Raw genomic sequence first — 23126 nt, forward strand, 5'->3', positions numbered from 1 at the left:
CTTTTCTTAGTTTGCGTTCCATTTGATGATCAGAAAATCATCAGGTTCCACCCTTGCCTCATCGGATTTTAATGTTTCGTTGGTCCAGATATTGATCAATGGTTCTGCTGACCCAAAGAGAGCAGGATTCAGCGTTAGCTCACTTGATGAGGTATTAAACGCGAACAGCAGCTTTTCATCACCGGCAGCTTTTATATAGGTCAGCAGATTAAGAGTGTCTTCGGAGGTAAGAAAAGAGATGGGGCTTTTAGCACTGAACGATGGAACTTCCTTTTTCAGGCGGATCAACTTTTGAAGACCTGCAAACAATTCATGATTTTGGGCATCCGGATTCCATTCCATGCATTTCCTGCAGCCCGGGTCCCGTCCGCCTGTCATCCCGATTTCGTCACCATAATATATGCAAGGTGTTCCTGGGAAGGAAAGAAGCAGCACAAACAGCTGCATAACCTTTTTTCTATTTCCTCCGGTTACAGTCAAAACCCGTTCGGTGTCATGTGAACCAAGCAGGTTAAACATCACCTCATTTACATTTTCAGGGTAGGAGTGTAAGATGCCGGATATCTTTTTGGTGAATTCCAGCGCATTGATGTTGGAGCGGGCAATATAATCGAGGGCCAGTGATGAAAAAGGATAGTTCATGATCGCATCAAACTGGTCGCCCTGAAGCCATGGCAGAGCATCATGCCAAATCTCTCCAAGAATATAGGCGTCCGCTTTGATGCTTTTTACAGTTCTTCGAAACTCACGCCAAAATTGATGGTCAACTTCATTAGCTACATCAAGGCGCCAGCCGTCAATATTAAATTCTTCGATCCAGTACCTCGCAACATTTAATAAGTAATTTTTGACCTCAGGATTTGCAGTATTTAGCTTTGGCATGGTTTTTTCAAACGCAAAAGTGTCATAGTTCGGTAATGGATCAGTGACGACAGGATATTCCCTGATATGGAACCAATTCTTATAATTTGAGTTCTCCTGGTGGACGAGCACATCCTGAAATGGGCCAAAGTAAAAGCCGCTGTGATTAAAAACGGCGTCCAGCATGACTTTTATGCCTTTTTCATGGCATGCATCAACCAGCTGCCGAAAATCTTCCTTAGTACCGAACTGTGGATCAATTTCTAAATAATCGATGGTATCATATTTGTGATTGGATGTTGCTTTAAAAATTGGAGTGAAATAAATACCGCTGATGCCAAGAGACGAAAGATGGTCAAGATGCTGCAGGACGCCTAGAAAGTCTCCTCCGAAAAAGTTGGCGGGAGTGGGCTCGGAGGAACCCCAGGCCAGCGTCCCCTTCGGGTCATTGGAGGAGTTGCCATTGGCAAACCGCTCGGGAAAGATTTGATACCAGACCGTGTTTTTTACCCAGTCGGGAGCCTTGAAAACGTCCACTGGATGCAGGAAGGGAAAGCAAAAATAGGGTGCGATGTCATTCGTTGGTGCTGATTCGAAAACCCCTTTTTCTGTAAAAACGAATGTTTCGTTTCCGTCGCTGAGCTCGAAGCCGTACCTCATTCTTCGGAACCCGGGACGTACGGAAGCCAGGTAATAATCAAAATACACATCCGAACCTGTTTTTATCATAGGTTCTTTCTTTTGCAGCCAGTTTCCGTCTTTCCATTCGTAGGGATCGCCATAAATCAGTTGTACGGACCCGATGTCGTTCTTTTTGGTTCGAAGACGGATATGAAGGGTCTGTTCGTCATAGGCATATGCAAAATTGTTTTTGGGGCGATGATACAAAGCTTCTTTTAGCACATTTTCCCTCCTTAATACGGTTCTGGAATCAAAATGGAATTTGTATGTAGTATACCGCATTTGGAAGCAGGAAGAATATGCTTTTACTGGCGTCTGCTGTTCTTTTTCCGTTCCTTTGATTAAAATAGAACATACAACAGACGGAAGGAGGATAACAATGACCGCTACCATTAAAGATGTCGCTAAACTGGCAAATGTGGCTCCGTCCACTGTTTCACGGGTCATAGCCAATAATCCAAGAATTTCTGAAAAAACGAAACGGAGAGTAAGGGAAGCGATGGACCATTTGGGGTATCACCCTAATTTCAATGCAAGAAGCCTCGCCAACCGATCCTCCCAGGCCATTGGTCTGGTCTTGCCCGGGTCTGCTGACAAAGCTTTTCAGAATCCGTTCTTTCCGGAAGTGATCCGCGGAATCAGTACGATCGTTCATGAAAAGGAATATGCACTTTACATGTCAACGGGAAAAACGGAAGAAGAAATTTATGATGGTGTCGTGCGAATGGTGCAAGGCGGAAGGGTAGACGGAATCCTTTTGCTTTATTCAAGTGTGGATGACCAAGTAATGAATTATCTGATCGAGAAAAAGTTTCCGTTTGCTCTTGTAGGAAAGCCATTGAAAAACGAACAATCCATTACGCACATTGACAATGATAATTTTCAGGCAGCAAGAGATGTAGCGGACTATCTTATTTCTCTGGGGCATGAAAAAATTGGTTTTGTAGGAGGGAGCTCACGACTGGTTGTGACGATTGACCGGTTGCTCGGCTATGAGAAGTCACACCGAAGCCATCAGCTTCCTTATCGTGAGGACTATATCATCCATGAGGAATTTCTGGAAAAAGGGGGACAGGAAGCGATCAGAAAGTTGTTGGCGCTGGATGAGCCTCCAACGGCGTTGCTCGTCATGGATGACTTGATGGCTTTTGGGGTCCTCAGAACACTAAATGAGATGCAGCTTTCAGTACCGGATGATATTTCCGTTGTCAGTTTTAACAATGTCATGCTCGCCGCTTTTTCTACTCCGGGCCTTACTTCAGTGGATATCAACATTTTCCAGCTCGGTTACGAAGCCGCGGTGTGCTTAATGGATCTGATTTCAAATCCGGATCAAAAACCCATGCGAGTCGCAGTTCCTTACCGTCTGATCGAACGGCAGTCCTGTAAAGCAAAAACAGCTCAAAAGCAGGGATCGATATAATAAAAAACAGCTCCGGATCAGCGCCGAGCTGTTTTTTTATAAGCCCTGTTCGTTCAGCCAATCCAAAACAGGACCAAACGGCTGGCTGGTTTTTGCTTTTTCAAATTCTTCAAACGGATCTCCGTTTTCCATGACCCGCCGATGGATGATGGGCAAGGGGAAGGCTTCTGGCCGAAGATCACGAGTGAGTTCTTGCCAGTGGATAGGGGTTGCCACCAATGCCTCTTCGTTGCCTCTCACCGAGTAGGGAGCAATGATTGTTTTTCCTTCGGCATGCTGGATAAAATCGATGTAGCATTTGTTTCCTCTGTTTTTTTTAAGCCGTTCAATGGTAAACCACTGGGGTTCCTTCGTAATTAAATATTGAGCAAGAAAGTGGGTGAACTTTCTTGTGTCATCGAATGTGAATCGAGCCTCGGGCAAGGGGATATAAACCTGCAGTCCTTTGTTGCCGCTTGTTTTGATGAATGTTTTCAATTTCAGCCTCTCACACACTTCCTGGATCAACAGGGCTGCTTCCACGGATAAAATAAAATCATCTCTTGAAGGCGGATCCAAATCCATAACAATTTCTGAGGGATAGGCAGTTCCGTTTTTCCGGAAAGGAATATGCAGCTCAAAGGCAAGCTGATTGCCGAGCCACAGCAGGGTTTGAAGGTTGTTACAGACGATATAGTGAATTCCGTCCTCGAATACAGTCTCCACAAAATCGGGGGCATAATCCGGGCAGTTTTTTTGATAAAACCGTTCATCTCCCGCACCGTGGGGGTAACGAATAACTGTCAATGCGCGGTTTTGCAAAAAGGGAAGGAGAAATGGAGCCATTTTAGCCAAATATTCAAGATAGTGGAGCTTCAAAATGTCGAGGTTTGGCCACAGTGGTTTATCAGGAGACGTGATGCCCACCTTAATGCCATTGATCATTACTTCCTGCTGAATATTTTTTCCCATGTACATTCCTCCCAGCTGACATCAAAACGAAAGGCAACAAACCGGGGATGCCTTAACTGATTCTTATAGATTTCCAGATATTCCAGCTCAACACAGATGGATGGAGAAACGGTAATGAACCGGGCATCCTCCGTTACTTTGTTTTTTTTCATAATCAGTATCAGGCTTTCCCGTTCTTTAGGTGATATTCCGTGGGAAAATAAACCCGCAAGGACCGGTTTTCCTTCTTGAAGTGTTGCTACATGAAAAAAACCGTTGGATTTCTCATAAGCAGTAATGAAAAATACACCCTTTTGGGGGTTTTTTATTTTAACCCACTTTTTGGTCCGCGCACCGGGATCGTAGGTACTTCCGCTCACTTTAGCAATGATTCCTTCACCATTTTCTTCTTTGATGTGCGCCCAGAGTTGATCGCTCTCTTTATGGGAAGGTACAAGAGCGATCCGGTCATTCTTTGCCAGATGGTCTGACAGGTGATCAAACACGATGTTGACCATTTCCTTTCTTTCTAATAGCGGTTTATCGGTGATCGTCTCTCCACGGATATGTACCATATCAAACACAACATAAGTAGAGGGAGTAAGCTTTGAAAAATACTGGATCTTTTCTGGATTTTTTAAACGGCCTCTTTTTTGCAGAGGTTCAAATGTTGCTTTGTACGGAGATTTCAGAATGCAAAGTTCTCCATCAAGGACAAGTGGCAAAAAAGAGCGGATGCTTGGTGTGAGCGAGATCAGTCTTTCAGCAACCTCCGGAAAAACAGAATTAAGGTTTTGACCGTTCCTGCTAAGTAGTGTCACATTGCTTTCCGTCCATTTGGCAATACACCGGTAGCCATCGTATTTGGTTTCATATATCCAGTCAGCAGAAGATGGGATTTCGCTGACCAGGGAAGGAAGCATCGGTTTGAATGGTATACTGCTCATAAAACGCAATCAGGCTTTCTTCTTTTTGGGCTTCGTCTTTTTTGGTTTGGTTTCCGCTTTTTTTTCACCCGTTTTAGATTGGTCAATGCTTGCCTGCAATGCTTCCATTAAATCAACCACATTGGTACGCGGACGCTCTTCTGAAATCTGGACTTCTTTGCCGGAAATTTTACTGTCAATGATTTCGAGAAGCGCTTCCCGATATTCATCTTTGTATTTCTCAGGCTCGAATTCAGTGGTCAGCTGTTCGATCAATTGCTTGGCCATTTCCAACTCTTTATCATTCACCTGTACTTCTTCGTCGATGCCGGGAACATGATCTACGTTTCTTACTTCATCAGGGTAATAGATGGTTTCCATCACAAGTCCTTTGTCATAGACCCGGACAGCGGCAAGACTTTCTTTAGAGCGGATCGTTATTTTGGCAAGGCCGATCCGCCCGCTTTCTTTCATGGCTTCCTTCAATAAAGTGAAGGGTTTCGTGCCATTTTCTCCAGGTCCGATAAAATAGGAACGATTAAAATAAATAGGGTCAATTTCCTCCAAAGATACAAAATCGATAATTTCAATGGCTTTGTTTTTAATGCCCGCGATTTTATCGAGATCTTCTTTTTCAATCAGGACGAATTTTCCCGGTTCATATTCATAGCCCTTCACAATGTCTTCTTGTTCAACATGCTGCTCACAAACAGGGCATGTTTTTTCATATTTGATAGGATTATGGCACTTTTTGTGCAAGTATCTCATTTTAATATCTTTATCTTCTGTTGCGGCAAACAATTTAATCGGGATATTTACCAGCCCGAAGCTTATGCTTCCTTTCCACATCGTATGCATTGTCAACACCCTTTCGATAGCATTCTTTTGCTTAGTTTGTGACAATGACGGGTGGTTTTATCCAAACAAAAAAAGCCGATGAAACTTCGGCTTTCATAAATATTCTATTATCCGTTGACGACAGTGCCTCCATTGATGTGAATGGTTTGCCCGGACACGTAGGAAGAGTCATCGCTTGCAAGGTAGACGTAAGCAGGAGCAAGTTCTTCCGGCTGTCCTGGACGCTTCATCGGGGAGTTCTGGCCGAATTTGTCGACTTCATCAGCAGAGAAAGTTGCTGGAATAAGCGGGGTCCAGATTGGGCCTGGAGCAACAGCATTAACACGGATTCCTTTTTCCACGATGGAATTGGAGAGTGCACGTGTAAATGATAGGATGGCTCCTTTGGTGGATGAATAATCAATCAGCTTTGGATTTCCTTGATAAGCTGTAATGGAAGTCGTATTAATGATCGAACTGCCAGCTTTTAAATGTTTTAATGCAGCCTTTGTCAGATAGAACATGGAGAAGATATTTGTTCTGAACGTTTTCTCCAGCTGTTCGGCAGTAATGTCTTCAAGACTGTTTTGCGGGTGTTGTTCACCGGCATTGTTTACGAGAATATCAAGCTTTCCGAATTCACCGACAGTCTTCTCGATAACGTTTTTGCAGAAGTTCTCATCACCAAGATCACCGGAAAAGAGTAGGCAGCGAACGCCTTCCTGTTCTATGAGGGATTTAGTTTCTTCCGCATCTTGCTGCTCATTCAAATAAACAATGGCGACATCTGCACCTTCTTTGGCGAAGGCAATGGCGGCTGCTTTGCCGATTCCGCTGTCTCCGCCTGTTACGATTGCCGCTTTCCCTTTTAGCTTTTCACTGCCTCTGTACGTTTTGGCATCCGATTGCGGCTGCGGAGTCATCTCCGTTTCGGTTCCCGGCTGGTGAGACTGGTGCTGGGCAGGAGGGTCTATTTTTCGGTTTTGTTCATCGCTCATGCATCATCGCTCCTTTTTCCAATGTTTGAATACGATGTTATTCTTCCACAATCCCCCTTCCATCAAACCTTTTTTAGAAAAAGCTGGACAGATATTGTTCATCTTTTTAAAGTGTTGCATAATGAATGAAAAGACATGAGAAAAGAGAGGCAGTGGTTTCATGATAGGTGTAGAAACATTAACCGTGGAACAGCTCGACTTCGCAATTCATCACTTGCGTACGCATCATGAAATAATTGTTTCTGAATGGCTGGATCGCGCGATGATCAAAAAAGCGGATCCCTTTTATACAGAGGTAATGAGGAATGGCAGCACAACACTTCATTTGCTGTGTCAATACCTTGAAAATCCGGACGTTGAACTGATAAAGGATTTCACCAAAAAGATTGCTCCTGAACGGATTGAAGCCAAAACCGATATCAGTGAATTTGTATTTAATATTAATTCAGGAAGACAAATTGTCCACGAACGGATCTTTATTCCTGATTTCGGCACGAATGAACAGCGCTGGATCAGTCTCATGATCAATCAGTTTTTTGATAATCTTCTTTATTTTGCGATCCAAGAATTTTCGGCGCTGAACGATCTCATCATCGAAAATAAAAATCAGTTTATCCAGGAGATGCATAATGACCGGCTTACGATCTTAGGACAAATTGCTGCCAGCTTTGCCCATGAATTTCGTAATCCGCTAACGTCTATCAAAGGTTTCATCTATCTTTTAAGCTCTGAATTAACCCCTTCTCCCAAAACGGATTACTATACATCCATCATTAATAGTGAACTGGAAAATCTACAGGAAAAAATCAGCCAGTTTCTTTTGTTGTCAAAAATGAAAGGACTGGACGACCTGATTTCCATATTTGATTTGTCTGCCTGTCTACATGAAATGATCGATTTCATGTATCCGCGTTTTCTTGAAGCCAAGATCAACCTAACCGCAAACATTGCCCCAAATCTGAAAGTGGAGGGAGATAAAAATCAGCTGAAACAGGTGATTTTAAATATCTTGAACAATGCCGTTGAGGAATTGTGCGATTTGCCGGAAGAACGGATTATTCATGTGAGCGCCTTCCTAATGGGCTCCAGAATCGGTCTTGAGATATCGAACAATGGTTCACAAATTCCGGCTCACCTGCTCGAAAATATTTTTGAACCCTTCATCACGACCAAAGAGCTTGGAACAGGACTTGGCCTTTCGGTTTGTAAACAAATCGTTGAAAAGCATAACGGTCGGATTATAGTGTCATCGAATGAAGAGCAAACCATCTTTTCAATCTCACTACCTCAAGCCCAGGAAAAAACATCTTAACGGATGTTTTTTTAGTTTTCACAAATCTGACATGAGAAAAGTGATTGCAATCACAAAGTGACCCTTAGGGTTTTTTTATAATGTATTTGTAAATAACAAACACACAAAGGGGTCTTTAACATGCTGGATCAAAAAACAATTGATATCATCAAATCAACTGTGCCTGTTCTTGAAATCCATGGAAAAGCAATAACAACAAAATTTTACAGTAACCTGTTCACCAAACATCCGGAACTTTTAAATATTTTTAATCATGCCAATCAAAAGAAAGGCCGTCAGCAAACGGCTTTGGCGAATGCCGTGTATGCAGCGGCTGCACACATTGATAAACTTGAAGCCATTCTGCCGGCGGTAAAACAAATTGCCCAAAAACACAGAAGCCTGGGAATTCAGCCCGAGCATTATCCGATTGTCGGTGAAAATCTCCTCATTGCGATCAAAGAGGTTCTGGGAGATGCAGCGACTCCAGAAATAATTGAAGCGTGGGGAAAAGCATACGGGGTAATTGCTGACGCCTTTATCGACGTTGAACGTGAAATGTATGAAGAAGCAGAACAACAGCCAGGCGGCTGGGAAGGGTTCAGGGATTTTGTTGTCGACCGTGTGGAAGAGGAAAGCTCTGTGATTACTTCCTTTTATCTCAAACCGGCCGACCAGAAGCCCATTGCTTCGTATAAGCCCGGACAATATATTTCTATCAAATTCCAGATCGAAGGGGAGGAGTACACTCATATCCGCCAGTACAGCCTTTCCGATGCACCGAATGAAGCATATTACAGAATCAGTGTGAAAAAAGAAAGCATGGGAGATGTTCCAGGTAAAGTATCTGTTCATCTTCATGATCATATAGAAAAGGGAAGCATTCTCCAAGTCAGTGCTCCAGCCGGAGAATTTTACCTTAATGAAGAAAGCACTGGCCCTGTGGTTCTCTTAAGCGGTGGGGTGGGTCAGACCCCAATGGTCAGCATGCTGAATTCACTTGTGAAAAGCAGGGTCAATCGCCAGGTTACTTTTATTCATGCAGCAATTGACAGCAACCACCATGCGTTTAAGGAACATGTACAAAAGGTAACCGATGAACATGAGACTATAAAAAGCTATGTGGTTTATGAGAAACCGCTAGAACAGGATAGAAGTCAAAAGTCGTTCGATAAGGAAGGCTATGTCAATGAAGAGTGGCTGAAAGAATTGGCTCTGGATCCAAAAGCTGAATATTATTTTTGCGGACCGGTTCCTTTTATGAAAGCTGTATACCGCATCCTAACGAATTTAGATATCCCTGAAAGCCAGATCCATTTTGAATTCTTCGGCCCTGCCGCAGAACTGACAGAACCAGAAGTGGTAAATGCCTGATTTCATAAATAAAAAAACATCCATTACGGATGTTTTTTTATTTTATAAGTGGTCTGTTTCCTTGGAGAATGAATGTTTTCCAGCTTTTTCATTCTGCTGTTCTGCTTCGTTTTTCAGTTGATTCTCCGCTTGATGGTCTTGTTTTCTTTTGTCATCGTCTTTTGTGTACTTGTGTGCCATGGGATATCGCCTCCTCATGATTAACATGAACGAGGATATCAGGCATTATGCATCAGTGTAAGGTTTTGTCTTAAAAAACATGGCGATGGTTCCTGGTCCCGCATGAGAGCCGATGGCGCATCCGATCATAGAAATCATGATCTGCTCACAACCTGTTTCTGCTTTAATCATTTCTTTGAGCGAATTTGCCGCTTCCTGATCGTCCGCATGACTGATGCCGATAATCTGGTCACTCAAATCGGTTCCGCGTTCTTTCATCAGTTCGATCATCCGGCCAAATACCTTCTTTTTCCCCCGTATTTTTTCGATGGGAAACAATTTTCCGTCTTTCATATGAAGGACGGGTTTAATCTTAAGAAGGCTCCCCATCATGGCCTGTGTTTTGCTGACTCTTCCGCCGCGCAATAAATATTCAAGGTCATCTACGGTAAAGATATGCTCAGTATGATTTTTACAATATTCTGCTGTAGTGATTACGTCATCAAAGGAGCCGCCTTCCTTTGCACGTTTGGCAGCCTGATAAACGACAAGCCCAAAACCAAGAGAAGCACATTGTGAATCGATGACCGAAAGCTCGGCATCAGGGAATTCTTCCATTACTTCCTGGCGAATCAGCTCGGCCGTCTGGTACGTGCCGCTCAAACCTGAGGACAGAGTGATGTATACACAGGGAGTATTTTCCTTTGCGTATTGTTGGAACGCTTCTCTGACCAGCAGGGGAGGAACCTGGGATGTTTTTGGAGCCGCTCCCTCACGCATTTGATTATACAGCTGGCCGGGCTGTATGGTTTTCCGGTCATATTCTTCCCGGTCATGGATCGTAACGACTAAAGGAAGCATCGTAATGTTAAATTCATCGACGATGTGCTGTGGTAAATCACAGCCGCTGTCTGTTATGATCTGGACGCCCATATCAATCACCTGCACTTTTTTATGTATGATACGTTAAGTGTATACTTCACCCCAGGTAAAGGCAATAGATTGTTTGCCGGAAACCTATTGACTATACAACGTAATTTTGATAAAAACAGATAGTTGGACAAAGATATAATTTGAAAGGAAATCCTCCATGAACTACTCACCACTCCAAGAATTAAAGAAAATTATCGTCATTGTGTTCGGTGCAGCGCTTAATGCGGTTGCCCTTAATTTGTTTTTAATACCGGCAAAAGTATATGCCAGTGGATTTACAGGTGTGGCCCAGCTCGTATCCTCACTCCTTGTTCATTCCCCTGTACCGATTTCAACGGGTGTGCTTTTGTTTGTTTTAAATGTTCCGGTGGCTATTATCGGTTGGATGAAGGTCGGCAAATCCTTCACCATATACAGTTTTTTCTGCGTCTTTATGATGTCTTTTTTTCTGGAAATCATACCCGTAGCTGAAATATCGGAAGACATCCTCCTTAATGCCGTATTTGGAGGAGTAATCGCAGCGGTCGGGGTCGGCTTCACGCTGAAATATGGTGCCTCAACAGGAGGACTGGACATTGTGGCCATGATTTTGTCACGCAAGCACAATCGTCCCATCGGCACATATTTTCTGATCCTAAATGGTTCTATCATTTTGGCAGCCGGTTTGCTGTTTGGCTGGGAAAAAGCGCTTTACACCTTGGTGACTTTGTATGTGAGCACAAGGATCATCGATGCGATTCATACACGCCATGAAAAATTGACGGCTATGATCGTGACGAAAAAAGGGAGCGAACTGAAAGAAGCCATTCACTCCAAGCTGGTTCGGGGTATTACCATCGTCCCGGCAAAAGGGGCCTTCTCCAATGAAAATAAAGAGATGCTCATCATTGTCGTTACCCGCTACGAACTTTACGATTTAGAAAATATCCTAAAAGAAGTCGATCCGAATGCCTTTACCAACATTGTCAATACTACAGGAATCTTTGGGTTGTTCCGAAGAGATGATTAAAAGGAAGGTCTGTTTGCAAACCTTGGTGCACTCGAAAGTTAGTATTTCCGTTCCAGGGTGTCTCTTTTTACCGGCGCGGACGCCTGCTTTTGCAGGGCGTGCGCTGAGCCCGACCGGCGTCAACGGCTAACTTTCGGCGCAAGCACCTCATTTACCAGCGTAAACGCCTACCTGGTCTCACCTGTCACGCATATCCCGCAGGACAAATGCTCGTGAAGAAATCTGTTTCCAAAAGCCAATGAAAAAGCGGTCTTTCACATGAAAGTCCGCTTTTGCTTGTCTTATAATGTTTCGAGTACTTCTTTAATATGGGGAACAAGTGTCTCCCAGTCAGCTTCCGCAAATTTGTTAACGGTCAAAAAATCCTGAAATCCAAAAATGGACTCAACTCCATCAATGGCAAGAAGGGATGCTGCAAGGGGAGAATCAGAGTTATCTCCAGCACGTGCTGACAATCGTCCTTCTAGAAACGGCTGGCTGGCAGAGAATTTCAATGCATTTGGATTGGGTGTTGGTTCGATGGCGAATTCAAGAGCCATGTGATCATCTCCTGTTCAGTTAAAAGATAAAAGTTAAAAGTTAAATCGATAACGCTGTGAAATGATGTCGTGAAAATCAAGTGAATTATAAAGGTGCTTTGTGACAGAATTGTTGATCCCGGTTTCCAGATCAATGGATTTGATCCCTTCCCGTTCTGCCCAGTGTATCAAATGAAGCAGAATCTTACGAGCAATCCCTTTATTTCTGGCATCTTCACGGACAAAAAGTTCGTTCAGCCACAGGTACGGCCCGCCAAGAGGAAGGCTGATTCCTATGTTGTAAAAGGCAACGCCGAGGACTTCTCCGTCTTCTTCAGCAATGATGACTCCCGAATTAGACTCTTCTTTAATTGCAAGGGAAATGCCGGTTAATACTCTCTCATAGCTTCCGTCGTCTTCGGATCGTGTTCTTTGTTGAGAGATCAGATCCGCAATTTTCTTCGTAACCTCATCAGAAGCAGTAGCTGGTACTTCATAGACAAACATCGAGTTCCTCCATGCAAATAGGTTTTGTAGCTACATTATAACAAAATATTCTGCTTGCGACTGTGAGCAAATGAAATTTACAAGCGAATACTTATGAGGAGTACAAAAGAGCAGGAGGAAAGCTCATGAAAACATTAGTATGTTTTGGAGACAGCATTACAGCTCACGAAATAAATGATGATGATTCACTGAGACTGACCTCGCGAGTCCGTCTGTCGTTTAATATGTGGAATGTAATTAACGCAGGTGTACCAGCTGAGACAACGAGGTTGGCCTTAACCCGATTTCAGGAAGATGTGCTGAGGCATGAACCTGATTTGGTTACGATTCTTTTTGGAGCAAATGATGCGAGCGTACACCGTTTGATTGATGTGGAAGAATATAAGAACAATTTAGTTTATATGATCGAAAAGCTTGGACCGTCAAAAGTAATTTTAATTTCGCCTTCGCCGGTGGATGAGAACCAGCAGCATGCCAGAACGAATAAGCGCACGCAACAATATGCGAAAGCTGTAAAAGAACTGGCTGAAACGTATAACACCCATTTTATCGATTTATGGACTGAAATGACCGGCCGGAACTATAATCAGATGCTGGTAAATGATGGGCTTCACTTTAATAAAAAAGGCTATAAGCTGTTAGCAGGTCTGGTCATTCAAAAAATAGAAAAATTAAAGAAAGCCAAGAAAACAAAAAAAGGCTTTGCCGCAATGGCTAAAATACAAAAAGGCTGAGAGAGGACCTCTCAGCCTTATTTTTATAGATCTTGCTGGCTGTTGTTCTTTGTCTGATCCAGTTCTTCCTGAAGTTCAGCCAACTGCTGGCGTTCAGCATCGGAGGAATCTGCCATTGCAGATGAAATGATGTTTTCCGCTACTGAAATATCTTCATTGTTGAAATCGTTGGATTGGGCACTCAATTGCTCGTGTTGAGGATTGTTCTGATGTTGATGCTCATGCTCCTCATGTTTGCCAACGAGGTTGGAAACAGCTTCTTTTGCCCGCTGAAAAATATTGTTTCCCATTTAATTACCTCCCAACGTTATATTTTTCTGCACCTCTTGTTGTGTTTCTTTGATTTCTTCATTCAGGTGCTGCTCTGCATTTACATGCTTGACTGCGTCTGCCCCTTGCTGCACCGCCCGCTTTGATTTGCTGTGTTTGCTCATGGTGATGACCTCCTCAAAGGGTTTAGTATAGTTTTTGCAGCTACCTGAGTTTTATGTAGAAAAGGAAACATTCCAAAAATAAACACCCCGGCAAACTTTTTGCCGGGATGTTTAGCGTATTACATATTCAGCGCAAGGACTTCCTCCAAATACAGAGCAATACCGTCTTCTTCATTACTTTTAGTGACATACTTGGCGATGTTTTTTAGTTCGGAAATGGCGTTGCCCATGGCAATTCCATGGCCGGCATATTCGATCATCTCCAGATCATTATCTTCGTCTCCAAAGGCGATGATTCTTTCTTTGGGGATATTGTAATAAGCCGATATTTTTTGTAAACCAACTGCTTTATTCAGTCCGGAACGAATGACTTCAATAATATTCCAGGGAGCCGCCCATACACGCTGATCAATCACCTCGGCGTGTTCTTTTTTAAGCTGATCCCGCAATTCGTTTACATGGTGATCCTGAGGATGAATTAACAGGGATGTTGGATCATCATTCAGTCTTTCGTTAAGATCGCCTGTTTGGGCCGGATTTTCACCCATAATAAACGTATCGACGATAACCTGGTCTTCTTTATGAAGATATACATCATCCAGCACTTCTGCCATTATATTTTTTACAAGGAAATCCTCTGCCGTTTTTATCACCTTTTTTGCCTGTGACAATTCCAATGGAGAGTGATATACACCAAACGATGGATCATGAGGGTGATGAACAAATGCTCCGTTAAAATTAACGATCGGCGTATTAAGCCCAAGCTCCTCATAATATTCCGTGCTTGCACGGTAAGGGCGGCCGGTCGATATACAAACAATATGCCCTTCCTGCTTCGCCTTCAGAACAGCATTTTTTGTACGCTGTGAAATGACTTTATTGTCGTTCAATAATGTGCCATCCAGATCAAGTGCAATTAAATACGGTTTCTTCATTAGGGTTCCTGCCTTTTCGTCAATTTCAAATTAAGTGTAATGGTTTCCCGTGTCACTGTCCAATATAAGCCCAATATTAGGAAGTTTTACGCAGACTGTGTGAGGGTAATGCTAACTATATATACGAGGAGGAGATTTTCCATGAAGAAAAAATACTTATTGCTCTCAGGCTTTGCAATTTCCGCTGCAGGAGTCACTTCCTACCTGTTAAGAAAAGGATCAAACCGCACCATGGCCAAAATGATGGCCAATGAGGTAATAGAAAAAATAATACCATTTATGAAAAAAGATGACGTTAAGAATTTACCTGTGAAAAAAGCAGGTCATCCTGATCCTTATGATTACGAAGATACGAAAATGGTTGAAGAGGGAAGCGTGTATCCGGTTAATTATTACAATAAAAAGCAGTAATATTGAAAACAATAAATTTACTCAACCTTACGATGAACCCGTGAAAACGGGTTTTTTTATCGGCAAATTTCATTTAACTTGTTATGATATAAAAAGAATAACGATGAAGGAGAAGAATATGGTAAACATCGAATCACGTTCTATAAAATCCATTCCCGTGCTTCATGCTTTTGATGAAAAGAAACAGAGCGACAAACTTCCATTTATGATTTTCATACACGGATTTACAAGTGCAAAGGAGCACAACCTTCATTTCGCCTATTCGCTTGCAGAAAAAGGGTATAGAGTTATTCTTCCGGACATGCTTCACCATGGCGATCGGATGAGTGATGTTTCCGGAGACAGGCGAATGTATTCCTTTTGGGATATCGTGATTCAGGGAATTCAAGATGTGAATACCCTGGTTAAAGCGCTGGATGAAGAAGGACTGATTGATCCTGAAAGAGTCGGCCTTTCCGGGACTTCCATGGGCGGGATTATAACCTTTGGCGCCTTGTCGCAATATCCGTTTATTAAAACAGCGGTTACGCTTATGGCAACACCGGGATATGAAGCATTTGCCTATTGGCAGATTGAAAAAATGAAGCAGCTTGAAGTCTCGCTTCCATATTCCCAGGAAGCGCTGGCGAAGATCATGTCAATTATCAAGCCCTTTGATTTGACAACAAACATGAAGAAACTTGATAACCGTCCGCTGCTTTTATGGCACAGTAAAGTCGACCAGGTGGTTCCCTACAGCCAGAGCCATGAATTTTACCAAAAAGCAAAACCGCTCTATAAAAATCCTGAAAACATTCAGTACATATCTGATGAAACATCTGGCCATAAAGTATCCAGGACGGCTTATCTCGAAGCGGTGAAGTGGTTCATCAAACATCTATAATACTCAAACAACTAAAAAGAGGTGATCAGCATGCCGATTGAAAAACGGGAAATCATTCAGGTTTGGGATGCCGTAAAAAAAGTCCTGAAGTATCAGCTAAAACTTCCATTAGAATCGGTCACCCTTGAGGAAAGTGATGGCCGCTACCTTGGTGAAGACGTTTTGGCCACGCATGATGTTCCGCCTTTTGACCGGTCTCCGTACGATGGCTTTGCCATCCGGGCAGAAGACACAGCCAGAGCATCCAGGGATGAGCCTGTGGAGCTTAATGTGATCGATTCCATTGGCGCCGGCCATGTTTCCAAAAAAGAAATAAAACAGAACGAGGCAGTCAGAATTATGACCGGTGCCGCCATTCCAAAGGGTGCAAATGCGGTCATCATGCTTGAACTCGTGTCGGAAAAAGAAAATAACATGATTTCGATTTCACGGAAAGTCGAGGCAGGCGATAATATTTCCGTACAGGGAGAGGACACACCTGAAGGAACAACGATCCTAAAAAGAGGCACCCGTATCCATGCGGGTGTAACTGCAGTTCTCGCGACGTTCGGATATCATACGGTCAAGGTTTTTAAAAAGCCGGTTGTGGGAATTCTGGCCACAGGTACGGAGCTTTTGGACGTGGACGAAGACCTGGTTCCGGGTAAAATCAGAAATAGCAACGCGTACATGATTGCTTCGCAGATCAAAAAAATGGGCGGAGAACCGCAAATTCTTGGGAAATTGCCGGATGACTTTGATGAAACGTATGCGGGCATCCTGAAAGCGATGGAAAAAACAGACCTGGTCATCACAACAGGGGGGGTCTCCGTCGGGGATTTTGATCATTTGCCTGCCATTTATAAAAAAATGGGAGCAGATCTTCTTTTTAATAAAATCGCAATGAGACCTGGAAGTGTGACCTCTGCGGCAGTATTTGAAGGAAAGCTGTTGTTCGGCCTTTCGGGAAACCCATCGGCTTGCTTTGTAGGCTGCGAATTGTTCGTAAGGCCATATCTGCTGGGTTCCTTAAATGCCCAAAAGGTCCACCTGGGTGCTGTCACGTCTATCCTCCAAAAGGATTATCCAAAACCCAATCCTTTTACACGATTTGTCAGGGGCAGGGTGGAATGGAACGCAACTGCCGCGGCTGCTTCACCTGTCGGGCTGGACAAGTCCGGGTCTGTATCCTCCTTGTCAGAGGCAAATGCTTTGATCGTTCTTCCAGGAGGGACAAGAGGCTGGGAAAAAGGATCACAGGTGATGACTCTTTTGTTGGATGGAGAAGGAAGTGTCTGGCCATGGGATCAAGCATTAAAATCCAGATCGTAGGATATAAAAACAGCGGAAAAACGACACTGATTGCAGACCTGCTGCAAGCAGCTGCTGCAGACGGCCTTCGGGCAGGAACCTTAAAGCATCATGGACATGGCGGACGGATCGCATTTCAGGATGAAAACAGTGATACAGGAATCCACCGCAGCTCAGGAGCAATTGTTTCTGGAGTGCAGGGGGAAGATACGTTTCAGCTTTGCCTGGACCAACCAGTATCATTCTCTGGGCTGGTTCGTTTATATGAGCCGCTTGAACTTGATCTCCTGCTGATCGAAGGGTTTAAGGAAGAACAGCTTCCTCGCGTAGTTTTATTAAAACATGATGAAGATGTACAGCTGCTCCAAAGCAGTACACATGTCCTGTTGGTTATCATCTGGCCATCGGTATCAGCAGAGCTGATTCCACGGGTGTATCCTGTTTACAGGCTGAATGAAAAAGAACAATATATCGATTTTCTGAAGGATTGGATGAAAGGGATGAGCACATGAAACCATTTGAAATAACAAAAGACCCCATTTCTGTTCAGGAAGTCATTGATAAGGTCATCCATCCCGATGCAGGTGCGGTGAATAGCTTCATTGGTACCGTACGGGAAATGACAAAGGGGAAGAGAACCACCTATTTGAAATATGAAGCATATATTCCGATGGCGGAAAAGCAGTTAAGAAAAATTGGTGAAGAAATTGCCGCTGAATGGACGGATGCGAAATGCGCCATCACTCACCGGATTGGTGAACTTGGGATTTCAGAGATTGCTGTTGTGATCGCTGTCTCCACTCCCCATCGCGCGCATTCATTTGAAGCGTGCCGGTATGCGATAGAACGGATTAAAGAAATCGTCCCAATCTGGAAGAAAGAGCACTGGGAAGACGGGAGCATGTGGGTTGGGGATCAGCTGGAAACCACTTCCTATCCAAAAGGCCGCCCGGAAAGCGAGGGAAAAACCAAATGATAAAAGTATTGCTGTTTGCCGGCATGCAGGAGCGTGCAGGGAAAAGCGAAATTCAACTGGACGAACCGCATCTTCTTGTTTCGGAAATTAAAAGAAAGCTGGAAAATCAATATGATTTTCCGCAAATGTTTACAGGCTGTCTTTCCGCAGTAAATGAAGAGTTTGCTGAAGATGATACGGAAGTTCGTTCAGGAGATGTTGTCGCTTTTATTCCGCCTGTCAGCGGAGGATAAAAAACCGGGGCTTTGATCCCGTTCTTCTGAACATGAAAAGCATAAAAGAGTCCCGTTTACGTGGACTCCATTTAAGAAGCCCTCTAGACAATAGACGGGCTTTTTACATTGGCTGCAGTTTCCCACTAATTCTTTCACCGTTATTCCTCCTTTGGCTGTTTAATAACATTTACTCGTTTTTTAGGGGGCTAAACTCTTCATTGACAAGTTGGTTGGAGTGGAAGGTGCGAGACTCCTCGAAAATGAATATCACATTTTCTTCGTGCGATGTATCGCTGCCGAAGCGTTCCTTGTCCTGCAGGGGAAGCGTGACAGGTGAGACCCGCAGGCGCTTGCGCCCAGGGGCTCAGCACACGCCCTGCGAAAGTAGGCGCTCGCGCCGGTAAAAGCGAGCATCCTGGAACGGAAAACAACAACCCCAGCAAACATTCACTAAAGAGCTTGACTTTTAGTATAAACCCTAAAAATCACCGTACAAATCAAAAAAATATAAAAATTTATAAATATACAGTTGAATTTATCTTTATACATACATATAATGATACATAAATCAAAAACATTGAGGTGGAGTCGTTGAAAGTCGGTATTGTAGGAGCTACGGGCTTTGGTGGACTGGAACTTATCCGCCTGCTGAAGCAGCATCCTGAAGTAAATGAGTTTATCTTGTATTCGTCCAGCAAAAAAGATGAACATATACAGTCGGTTTATCCCCATCTTAACGGATTGGCTGAAGGTACACTGCAGGCGATCGATCATGAAAAAATGCCGGAACAGGTTGATTTCTTGTTCAGTTCTGCGCCAACGGGTGTATCTGCGAGCCTCTTGCCTCCATTGCTTGAAAAGGGGATGAGGATTATTGATTTGGCGGGAGATTACCGTCTTAAGAAACAAGGAGTATATGAGCGGTGGTATAAAAAAGAACCGCCCGAGCGAAAGTGGGTGGAAAAAGCGGTATACGGAATGCCGGAATACAATAGGGAAAACATCAAATCGGCCCAGTTGATTGCCAATCCCGGTTGTTATCCAACGGCAGCGCTGCTTGGATTGCTGCCGCTTGTTACTAAGAGTTTAATAGATACAAAGTCGATCATCATTGATGCCAAGTCAGGCATTTCCGGAGCAGGTGCAGTTCCTTCTTCTGCGGCACATTTTCCGGTTGCCAATGATAATCTTCAAATCTATAAGGTGAACCGGCACCAGCATATTCCTGAGATTGAACAAATGCTTCATCACTATTCCGTAACAAAGGATCCCATAACCTTTAATACCCATCTGGTTCCGATGACCCGGGGAATCATGAACACCATGTATGCCACGGTAAATGAGGGAACGACGGAACGGGAGATTGAGGAAACATTTTCTGAATTTGCCGAGCAGCATCCATTTATCAGACTTTCGCCACAGGGAACATTCCCTTGCACAAAGCAGGTGTTTGGAAGCAATTATTGTGATATTGGCTGGTCATTCGATAAACGGACAAATCGGATCACAACGGTCGCTGTCATCGATAACCTAATGAAGGGTGCAGCGGGTCAGGCTGTACAAAATTTCAACCTAATGAACGGGTTCCCGGAAAATACAGGATTACAAGCAAGTCCGTTGTTCCCATAATGAGAGGAGAGTTGATGTGGCTTCAATCGTATCAACCTTAAAAAAAGTGACAGGATCAAATATTACCTTGCCGAAAGGATTCTCTGCGGCGGGAATCAACTGCGGCATCAAATACAAGAAAAAAGATTTAGGCATCATTCTGAGTGAAAAACCGGCCGCCGCCGCCGCAGTTTATACGACCAATAAAATCAAAGCAGCACCGCTTGCAGTAACAAAAGAAAGTATTGAAACCGAAGGAATCTTGCAGGCTGTGATCGTCAACTCAGGCAATGCCAATGCGTTTACCGGCACCCAGGGAACCCTCGATGCCTATGCCATGCGAAGCCAGGTCAGCGAAGTGTTTGGCTTGAGCGAGCATCATGTAGGAGTGGCTTCAACAGGAATCATCGGTGAAACAATGCCTATTGATACCATTCTTGAAGGGATTGGAAAGCTTCATCCTCATTCCAGACTAGAGAACGCCCTTGAATTCAGCCAGGCGATTTTAACAACAGATACTAAAACAAAAAATGCATGCTATTCCTTCCATGTTGGAGAAAAAGAAGTAGTGCTGGCCGGAACAGCCAAAGGCTCAGGGATGATTCATCCCAATATGGCAACCATGCTTTCGTTTATGACCACAGATGCCAACATCTCATCCGAGAACCTTCACTATGCCCTAAGAAAAGTAACGGATTTAAGCTTTAACTGTATTACAGTGGATGGGGAAACTTCTACAAATGATATGGTCCTCGTCATGGCAAACGGATGCGCCGGAAATGAAGAGCTGACGCCTCAGCATCCGGATTGGGGAACGTTTTTGCAGGCATTGACCCTCACTTCTACCGATTTGGCAAAGAGTATAGCCAGAGACGGTGAAGGGGCAACCAAATTAATTGAAGTAACGGTAGATGGAGCTGCCAGCGATGAGGAAGCGCGGATTGCGGCAAAATCCATCGTGGGTTCACCACTTGTAAAAACCGCGATTTTCGGTTGTGATCCTAACTGGGGAAGGATTGTAGCGGTCCTTGGTTATGCCAATGTTGAAATTGTTCCAGAACAGATTGATTTGTCGATCGGTGATTTTCCAGTTTTGTTATCCAGCGAAATTTTACCATTTGATGAAGAAGGCATCTCTTCCTACTTGAGCGGCAGTGACATTTCTATCACCGTGAACCTTCATGCTGGAAATGGAAAAGGTAAGGCGTGGGGATGTGATTTAACGTATGACTATGTACAAATCAATTCAAGCTACACAACGTGAGGGGGAGAAGGCATTGGATCAAATCGTAATCATTAAATGTGGCGGCAGTGTTCTGAAATCTCTCCAGCCTTTATTTTTTCAGCGGCTAAAGGAAATGGAGGAAGAAGGCAAGAAAATTATTCTCGTTCACGGCGGCGGGCCGGATATCACCAAATACATGACCGCCTTGTCCATTCCTGTTCAATTTATTGACGGAGTAAGACGCACCTCCGGGCAGGCCGCTGAAACGGCTGAAATGGTGCTCGCCGGACAGCTTAATCCTTGGTTTGTGTACCAGTTGAACCAGCTCGGACTGAAGGCCATTGGGTTAAATGGAAACGATGGAGCATTATTGGAATGTGATTATTTAAAAAAAGAACAATGGGGCCATGTGGGCAAGGTCGTATCCGTAAACAAGGGAACGCTGACACAGCTCATGAGTGCAGGCTTTATACCGGTCATTGCTTCGGTGTCCAGAAATTTAATCGGTGATATTTTGAACCTGAATGCCGATACGGTAGCCTTTGAAGTCGCTTCGGCCATGGAGGCAGAGTCCTTGATTTTCGTGACGGATGTTGACGGGATTCTTGCAGAAGGCAAGACCGTTGAAAAAGCAACCACATCTTCCATCCAGAAGCTGATCGAGACCGGTATTATAACAGGCGGAATGATACCAAAAGTTGAAGCAGCATTGAATTGCCTACAGTGCAAAATAAAAGAAATTCAAATTGTCGGCAAAGAGCTAAATGGAACGTTGATTGTCAAAGAGGAGGTTTTCTCATGAGCGCGTTGTTTTCCAACTATGGAAGATGGAACCTGGAAATTGATAAAGGCAATGGCTGCCAGGTGACCGATACACAAGGAAAAACATATCTGGATTTTACAAGCGGAATCGGGGTTTGCAATTTGGGTCATGTTCATCCAGCAGTAACAGAAGCAGTTACCGAGCAGTTGAACAAACTTTGGCATACATCCAACCTGTTTCAATCATCTCTGCAGGAGCAAACGGCACAGCTGCTCACCGCACCCACTCATCTAAGCAGAGTCCTTTTTTGTAACAGCGGGGCAGAGGCGAATGAAGGTGCCATTAAATTGGCCAGAAAATATACAGGAAAAACAAAAATCATCACCTGCCTTCAATCGTTTCACGGCAGAACATATGGTTCTATGTCAGCCACCGGACAGGAGAAAATCAAGGTGGGCTTTGGACCCATGGTGGAAGGGTTTGAACACGTTCCGTTTAATGATTCAAACGCACTCGAACAGGCAGCAGATGCCAATACGGCAGCGATAATGATCGAGGTTGTCCAGGGAGAAGGCGGGGTCAACCCGGGAATGGAGGGCTATTTAACGTTTGTCGGAGAGCTATGCAAGAAAAATGGCATTCTTCTCATCATTGATGAAGTGCAAACGGGGATCGGCAGAACAGGAAAGCCCTTTGCGTTCAGCCATTTCGGTCTTGAGCCTGATATTGTAACAGCAGCGAAGGGGCTCGGAAACGGTTTTCCTGTAGGTGCCGTTATCGCAACAGAAGAAGTAAGCAGCGCATTCGGGCCAGGAAGCCACGGCACTACGTTTGGCGGAAATCCATTGGCCATGGCAGCAGCCAGTGCAGTATTGAAAGAAGTATTTGAACCCTCGTTCTTGGAAGAAGTTCAGAAGAAGGGTGAATACCTGAAGGAAGAGCTTCAAAATAAACTATCAACCTATGATGAAGTCCAGGAAGTCAAAGGGATTGGGCTGATGATCGGAATCCGATGCAAGGGAAAAGTATCAGATCTGATCACAGAGCTTCAGCAAAAGGGAATTCTTGCATTGTCTGCCGGAGAGCATGTTTTACGCCTCTTGCCTCCATTAACTGTATCCTATGACGAATTAAAGATGGGAATCGAAGAAATCAGCAAAGCGATAAAGAAACAAACAGTGACTGCATAAAGTCCTCTTTTTATA

Annotated in this window: 27 protein-coding genes; 15 read left to right on the top strand and 12 right to left on the bottom strand. The window is 43.9% G+C overall.

The genetic code is table 11. The features are described 5' to 3' along the window. Positions 1-6: 6 nt before the first annotated feature. Complete coding sequence (locus QNH15_RS09620; protein WP_430667139.1) at positions 7-1764, bottom strand: glycoside hydrolase family 13 protein; 1758 nt, start codon at positions 1762-1764, stop codon at positions 7-9. 157 nt (positions 1765-1921) lie between these two features. Here QNH15_RS09620 and QNH15_RS09625 point away from each other — a divergent pair, with 157 nt between their 5' ends. Continuing rightward, positions 1922-2965, top strand: coding sequence for a LacI family DNA-binding transcriptional regulator (locus QNH15_RS09625; RefSeq protein WP_283894338.1), 1044 nt, complete (start codon positions 1922-1924; stop codon positions 2963-2965). A 36-nt stretch (positions 2966-3001) separates the two neighbouring features. Here the strand turns inward: QNH15_RS09625 and ligD (QNH15_RS09630) are convergent, their stop codons facing one another. The 4 genes from ligD (QNH15_RS09630) to QNH15_RS09645 form a co-directional block, all read right to left on the bottom strand. Beyond that, entirely contained in the window at positions 3002-3916 is a 915-nt protein-coding gene (gene ligD / locus QNH15_RS09630) for a non-homologous end-joining DNA ligase (protein ID WP_283894340.1), read from the bottom strand. After that, positions 3889-4842 carry a non-homologous end-joining DNA ligase gene (gene ligD, locus QNH15_RS09635; protein ID WP_283894342.1) on the bottom strand — a complete coding sequence of 318 codons (954 nt, stop codon included), beginning with the start codon at positions 4840-4842 and terminating at the stop codon, positions 3889-3891. The genes ligD (QNH15_RS09630) and ligD (QNH15_RS09635) overlap by 28 nt, the downstream gene beginning before the upstream one ends. Positions 4843-4851: 9 nt before the next feature. After that, a complete protein-coding gene (gene ku, locus QNH15_RS09640) occupies positions 4852-5679 on the bottom strand; it encodes a non-homologous end joining protein Ku (protein ID WP_283894343.1) in 828 nt (275 codons plus the stop codon). A 107-nt stretch (positions 5680-5786) separates the two neighbouring features. Further along, positions 5787-6656, bottom strand: a complete 870-nt coding sequence (locus tag QNH15_RS09645) for an SDR family oxidoreductase (RefSeq protein ID WP_283894345.1) — start codon at positions 6654-6656, stop codon at positions 5787-5789. A gap of 160 nt (positions 6657-6816) precedes the next feature. Between QNH15_RS09645 and QNH15_RS09650 the strand changes: the two genes are divergently transcribed. Beyond that, on the top strand, positions 6817-7968 hold the full coding sequence (locus tag QNH15_RS09650; RefSeq protein WP_283894347.1) for a histidine kinase N-terminal domain-containing protein: 1152 nt from the start codon (positions 6817-6819) through the stop codon (positions 7966-7968). Positions 7969-8088: 120 nt separating this feature from the next. Next, positions 8089-9321 (top strand): NO-inducible flavohemoprotein, encoded by a 1233-nt coding sequence (gene hmpA / locus QNH15_RS09655; RefSeq protein ID WP_283894348.1) that lies wholly within the window; start codon positions 8089-8091, stop codon positions 9319-9321. Positions 9322-9363: 42 nt separating this feature from the next. Here the strand turns inward: hmpA and QNH15_RS09660 are convergent, their stop codons facing one another. Together QNH15_RS09660 and QNH15_RS09665 are read right to left on the bottom strand one after the other, a co-directional pair. After that, positions 9364-9501, bottom strand: coding sequence for a DUF3941 domain-containing protein (locus QNH15_RS09660; protein WP_283894350.1), 138 nt, complete (start codon positions 9499-9501; stop codon positions 9364-9366). A gap of 45 nt (positions 9502-9546) precedes the next feature. Continuing rightward, positions 9547-10413 carry a DegV family protein gene (locus QNH15_RS09665; RefSeq protein ID WP_283894351.1) on the bottom strand — a complete coding sequence of 289 codons (867 nt, stop codon included), beginning with the start codon at positions 10411-10413 and terminating at the stop codon, positions 9547-9549. 157 nt (positions 10414-10570) lie between these two features. Between QNH15_RS09665 and QNH15_RS09670 the strand changes: the two genes are divergently transcribed. Then, entirely contained in the window at positions 10571-11422 is an 852-nt protein-coding gene (locus QNH15_RS09670; RefSeq protein ID WP_283894353.1) for a YitT family protein, read from the top strand. A gap of 281 nt (positions 11423-11703) precedes the next feature. Here the strand turns inward: QNH15_RS09670 and QNH15_RS09675 are convergent, their stop codons facing one another. Together QNH15_RS09675 and QNH15_RS09680 are read right to left on the bottom strand one after the other, a co-directional pair. After that, complete coding sequence (locus tag QNH15_RS09675) at positions 11704-11961, bottom strand: NifU N-terminal domain-containing protein (protein ID WP_061968919.1); 258 nt, start codon at positions 11959-11961, stop codon at positions 11704-11706. Positions 11962-11994: 33 nt separating this feature from the next. Beyond that, entirely contained in the window at positions 11995-12447 is a 453-nt protein-coding gene (locus QNH15_RS09680; RefSeq protein WP_283894356.1) for a GNAT family N-acetyltransferase, read from the bottom strand. 125 nt (positions 12448-12572) lie between these two features. On the opposite strand from QNH15_RS09680, the gene QNH15_RS09685 reads away from it, so the two are divergent. Continuing rightward, the gene (locus QNH15_RS09685) at positions 12573-13181 is read left to right on the top strand and encodes an SGNH/GDSL hydrolase family protein (protein WP_283894358.1); all 609 of its coding nucleotides are present in this window, start codon (positions 12573-12575) and stop codon (positions 13179-13181) included. Between the two features lie 23 nt (positions 13182-13204). Here QNH15_RS09685 and QNH15_RS09690 read toward each other — a convergent pair whose 3' ends face one another. From QNH15_RS09690 to QNH15_RS09700, 3 genes are all read right to left on the bottom strand, one after another. Next, positions 13205-13471: a DUF3813 domain-containing protein gene (locus tag QNH15_RS09690; RefSeq protein WP_283894359.1), complete on the bottom strand. Its 267-nt coding sequence runs from the start codon at positions 13469-13471 to the stop codon at positions 13205-13207. Continuing rightward, a complete protein-coding gene (locus QNH15_RS09695) occupies positions 13472-13615 on the bottom strand; it encodes a hypothetical protein (RefSeq protein WP_156412555.1) in 144 nt (47 codons plus the stop codon). A 119-nt stretch (positions 13616-13734) separates the two neighbouring features. After that, positions 13735-14550: a Cof-type HAD-IIB family hydrolase gene (locus QNH15_RS09700; protein ID WP_283894361.1), complete on the bottom strand. Its 816-nt coding sequence runs from the start codon at positions 14548-14550 to the stop codon at positions 13735-13737. Between the two features lie 141 nt (positions 14551-14691). Here QNH15_RS09700 and QNH15_RS09705 point away from each other — a divergent pair, with 141 nt between their 5' ends. From QNH15_RS09705 to argD, 10 genes are all read left to right on the top strand, one after another. Further along, positions 14692-14961, top strand: coding sequence for a hypothetical protein (locus tag QNH15_RS09705; protein WP_283894362.1), 270 nt, complete (start codon positions 14692-14694; stop codon positions 14959-14961). Between the two features lie 118 nt (positions 14962-15079). After that, a complete protein-coding gene (locus QNH15_RS09710; RefSeq protein WP_283894363.1) occupies positions 15080-15844 on the top strand; it encodes an alpha/beta fold hydrolase in 765 nt (254 codons plus the stop codon). Positions 15845-15874: 30 nt separating this feature from the next. Further along, positions 15875-17155 (top strand): molybdopterin molybdotransferase MoeA, encoded by a 1281-nt coding sequence (locus QNH15_RS09715; RefSeq protein ID WP_283894365.1) that lies wholly within the window; start codon positions 15875-15877, stop codon positions 17153-17155. Beyond that, on the top strand, positions 17125-17646 hold the full coding sequence (mobB, locus tag QNH15_RS09720; RefSeq protein WP_283894367.1) for a molybdopterin-guanine dinucleotide biosynthesis protein B: 522 nt from the start codon (positions 17125-17127) through the stop codon (positions 17644-17646). Before QNH15_RS09715 ends, mobB begins: the two co-directional genes overlap by 31 nt. Further along, complete coding sequence (locus tag QNH15_RS09725; protein ID WP_283894369.1) at positions 17643-18110, top strand: molybdenum cofactor biosynthesis protein MoaE; 468 nt, start codon at positions 17643-17645, stop codon at positions 18108-18110. The genes mobB and QNH15_RS09725 overlap by 4 nt, the downstream gene beginning before the upstream one ends. Continuing rightward, complete coding sequence (locus tag QNH15_RS09730) at positions 18107-18343, top strand: MoaD/ThiS family protein (RefSeq protein ID WP_061968934.1); 237 nt, start codon at positions 18107-18109, stop codon at positions 18341-18343. Before QNH15_RS09725 ends, QNH15_RS09730 begins: the two co-directional genes overlap by 4 nt. A 564-nt stretch (positions 18344-18907) precedes the next feature. Continuing rightward, positions 18908-19954: an N-acetyl-gamma-glutamyl-phosphate reductase gene (gene argC, locus QNH15_RS09740; RefSeq protein WP_347343376.1), complete on the top strand. Its 1047-nt coding sequence runs from the start codon at positions 18908-18910 to the stop codon at positions 19952-19954. A 25-nt stretch (positions 19955-19979) separates the two neighbouring features. After that, on the top strand, positions 19980-21197 hold the full coding sequence (argJ, locus tag QNH15_RS09745) for a bifunctional ornithine acetyltransferase/N-acetylglutamate synthase (protein ID WP_283895520.1): 1218 nt from the start codon (positions 19980-19982) through the stop codon (positions 21195-21197). 13 nt (positions 21198-21210) lie between these two features. Continuing rightward, positions 21211-21960, top strand: a complete 750-nt coding sequence (gene argB / locus QNH15_RS09750; RefSeq protein WP_283894371.1) for an acetylglutamate kinase — start codon at positions 21211-21213, stop codon at positions 21958-21960. Beyond that, entirely contained in the window at positions 21957-23111 is a 1155-nt protein-coding gene (argD, locus tag QNH15_RS09755; protein WP_283894372.1) for an acetylornithine transaminase, read from the top strand. The genes argB and argD overlap by 4 nt, the downstream gene beginning before the upstream one ends. The last annotated feature ends 15 nt before the right edge of the window (positions 23112-23126 follow it).

This window comes from Fictibacillus enclensis, from assembly GCF_030123385.1.
GTDB lineage: Bacteria > Bacillota > Bacilli > Bacillales > Fictibacillaceae > Fictibacillus_C > Fictibacillus_C enclensis.

Coding starts and splice junctions, on each gene's coding strand:
- QNH15_RS09725 (WP_283894369.1), top strand. CDS start 17,643: ATGAAACCATTTGAAATAACAAAAGACCCCATTTCTGTTCAGGAAGTC.
- QNH15_RS09650 (WP_283894347.1), top strand. CDS start 6,817: ATGATAGGTGTAGAAACATTAACCGTGGAACAGCTCGACTTCGCAATT.
- QNH15_RS09710 (WP_283894363.1), top strand. CDS start 15,080: ATGGTAAACATCGAATCACGTTCTATAAAATCCATTCCCGTGCTTCAT.
- QNH15_RS09705 (WP_283894362.1), top strand. CDS start 14,692: ATGAAGAAAAAATACTTATTGCTCTCAGGCTTTGCAATTTCCGCTGCA.
- QNH15_RS09680 (WP_283894356.1), bottom strand. CDS start 12,447: ATGTTTGTCTATGAAGTACCAGCTACTGCTTCTGATGAGGTTACGAAG.
- mobB (WP_283894367.1), top strand. CDS start 17,125: ATGGGATCAAGCATTAAAATCCAGATCGTAGGATATAAAAACAGCGGA.
- QNH15_RS09695 (WP_156412555.1), bottom strand. CDS start 13,615: ATGAGCAAACACAGCAAATCAAAGCGGGCGGTGCAGCAAGGGGCAGAC.
- QNH15_RS09660 (WP_283894350.1), bottom strand. CDS start 9,501: ATGGCACACAAGTACACAAAAGACGATGACAAAAGAAAACAAGACCAT.
- ligD (WP_283894340.1), bottom strand. CDS start 3,916: ATGGGAAAAAATATTCAGCAGGAAGTAATGATCAATGGCATTAAGGTG.
- QNH15_RS09645 (WP_283894345.1), bottom strand. CDS start 6,656: ATGAGCGATGAACAAAACCGAAAAATAGACCCTCCTGCCCAGCACCAG.
- QNH15_RS09665 (WP_283894351.1), bottom strand. CDS start 10,413: ATGGGCGTCCAGATCATAACAGACAGCGGCTGTGATTTACCACAGCAC.
- QNH15_RS09730 (WP_061968934.1), top strand. CDS start 18,107: ATGATAAAAGTATTGCTGTTTGCCGGCATGCAGGAGCGTGCAGGGAAA.
- QNH15_RS09625 (WP_283894338.1), top strand. CDS start 1,922: ATGACCGCTACCATTAAAGATGTCGCTAAACTGGCAAATGTGGCTCCG.
- ligD (WP_283894342.1), bottom strand. CDS start 4,842: ATGAGCAGTATACCATTCAAACCGATGCTTCCTTCCCTGGTCAGCGAA.
- QNH15_RS09685 (WP_283894358.1), top strand. CDS start 12,573: ATGAAAACATTAGTATGTTTTGGAGACAGCATTACAGCTCACGAAATA.
- hmpA (WP_283894348.1), top strand. CDS start 8,089: ATGCTGGATCAAAAAACAATTGATATCATCAAATCAACTGTGCCTGTT.
- QNH15_RS09670 (WP_283894353.1), top strand. CDS start 10,571: ATGAACTACTCACCACTCCAAGAATTAAAGAAAATTATCGTCATTGTG.
- argD (WP_283894372.1), top strand. CDS start 21,957: ATGAGCGCGTTGTTTTCCAACTATGGAAGATGGAACCTGGAAATTGAT.
- QNH15_RS09715 (WP_283894365.1), top strand. CDS start 15,875: ATGCCGATTGAAAAACGGGAAATCATTCAGGTTTGGGATGCCGTAAAA.
- QNH15_RS09700 (WP_283894361.1), bottom strand. CDS start 14,550: ATGAAGAAACCGTATTTAATTGCACTTGATCTGGATGGCACATTATTG.
- QNH15_RS09690 (WP_283894359.1), bottom strand. CDS start 13,471: ATGGGAAACAATATTTTTCAGCGGGCAAAAGAAGCTGTTTCCAACCTC.
- ku (WP_283894343.1), bottom strand. CDS start 5,679: ATGCATACGATGTGGAAAGGAAGCATAAGCTTCGGGCTGGTAAATATC.
- QNH15_RS09675 (WP_061968919.1), bottom strand. CDS start 11,961: ATGGCTCTTGAATTCGCCATCGAACCAACACCCAATCCAAATGCATTG.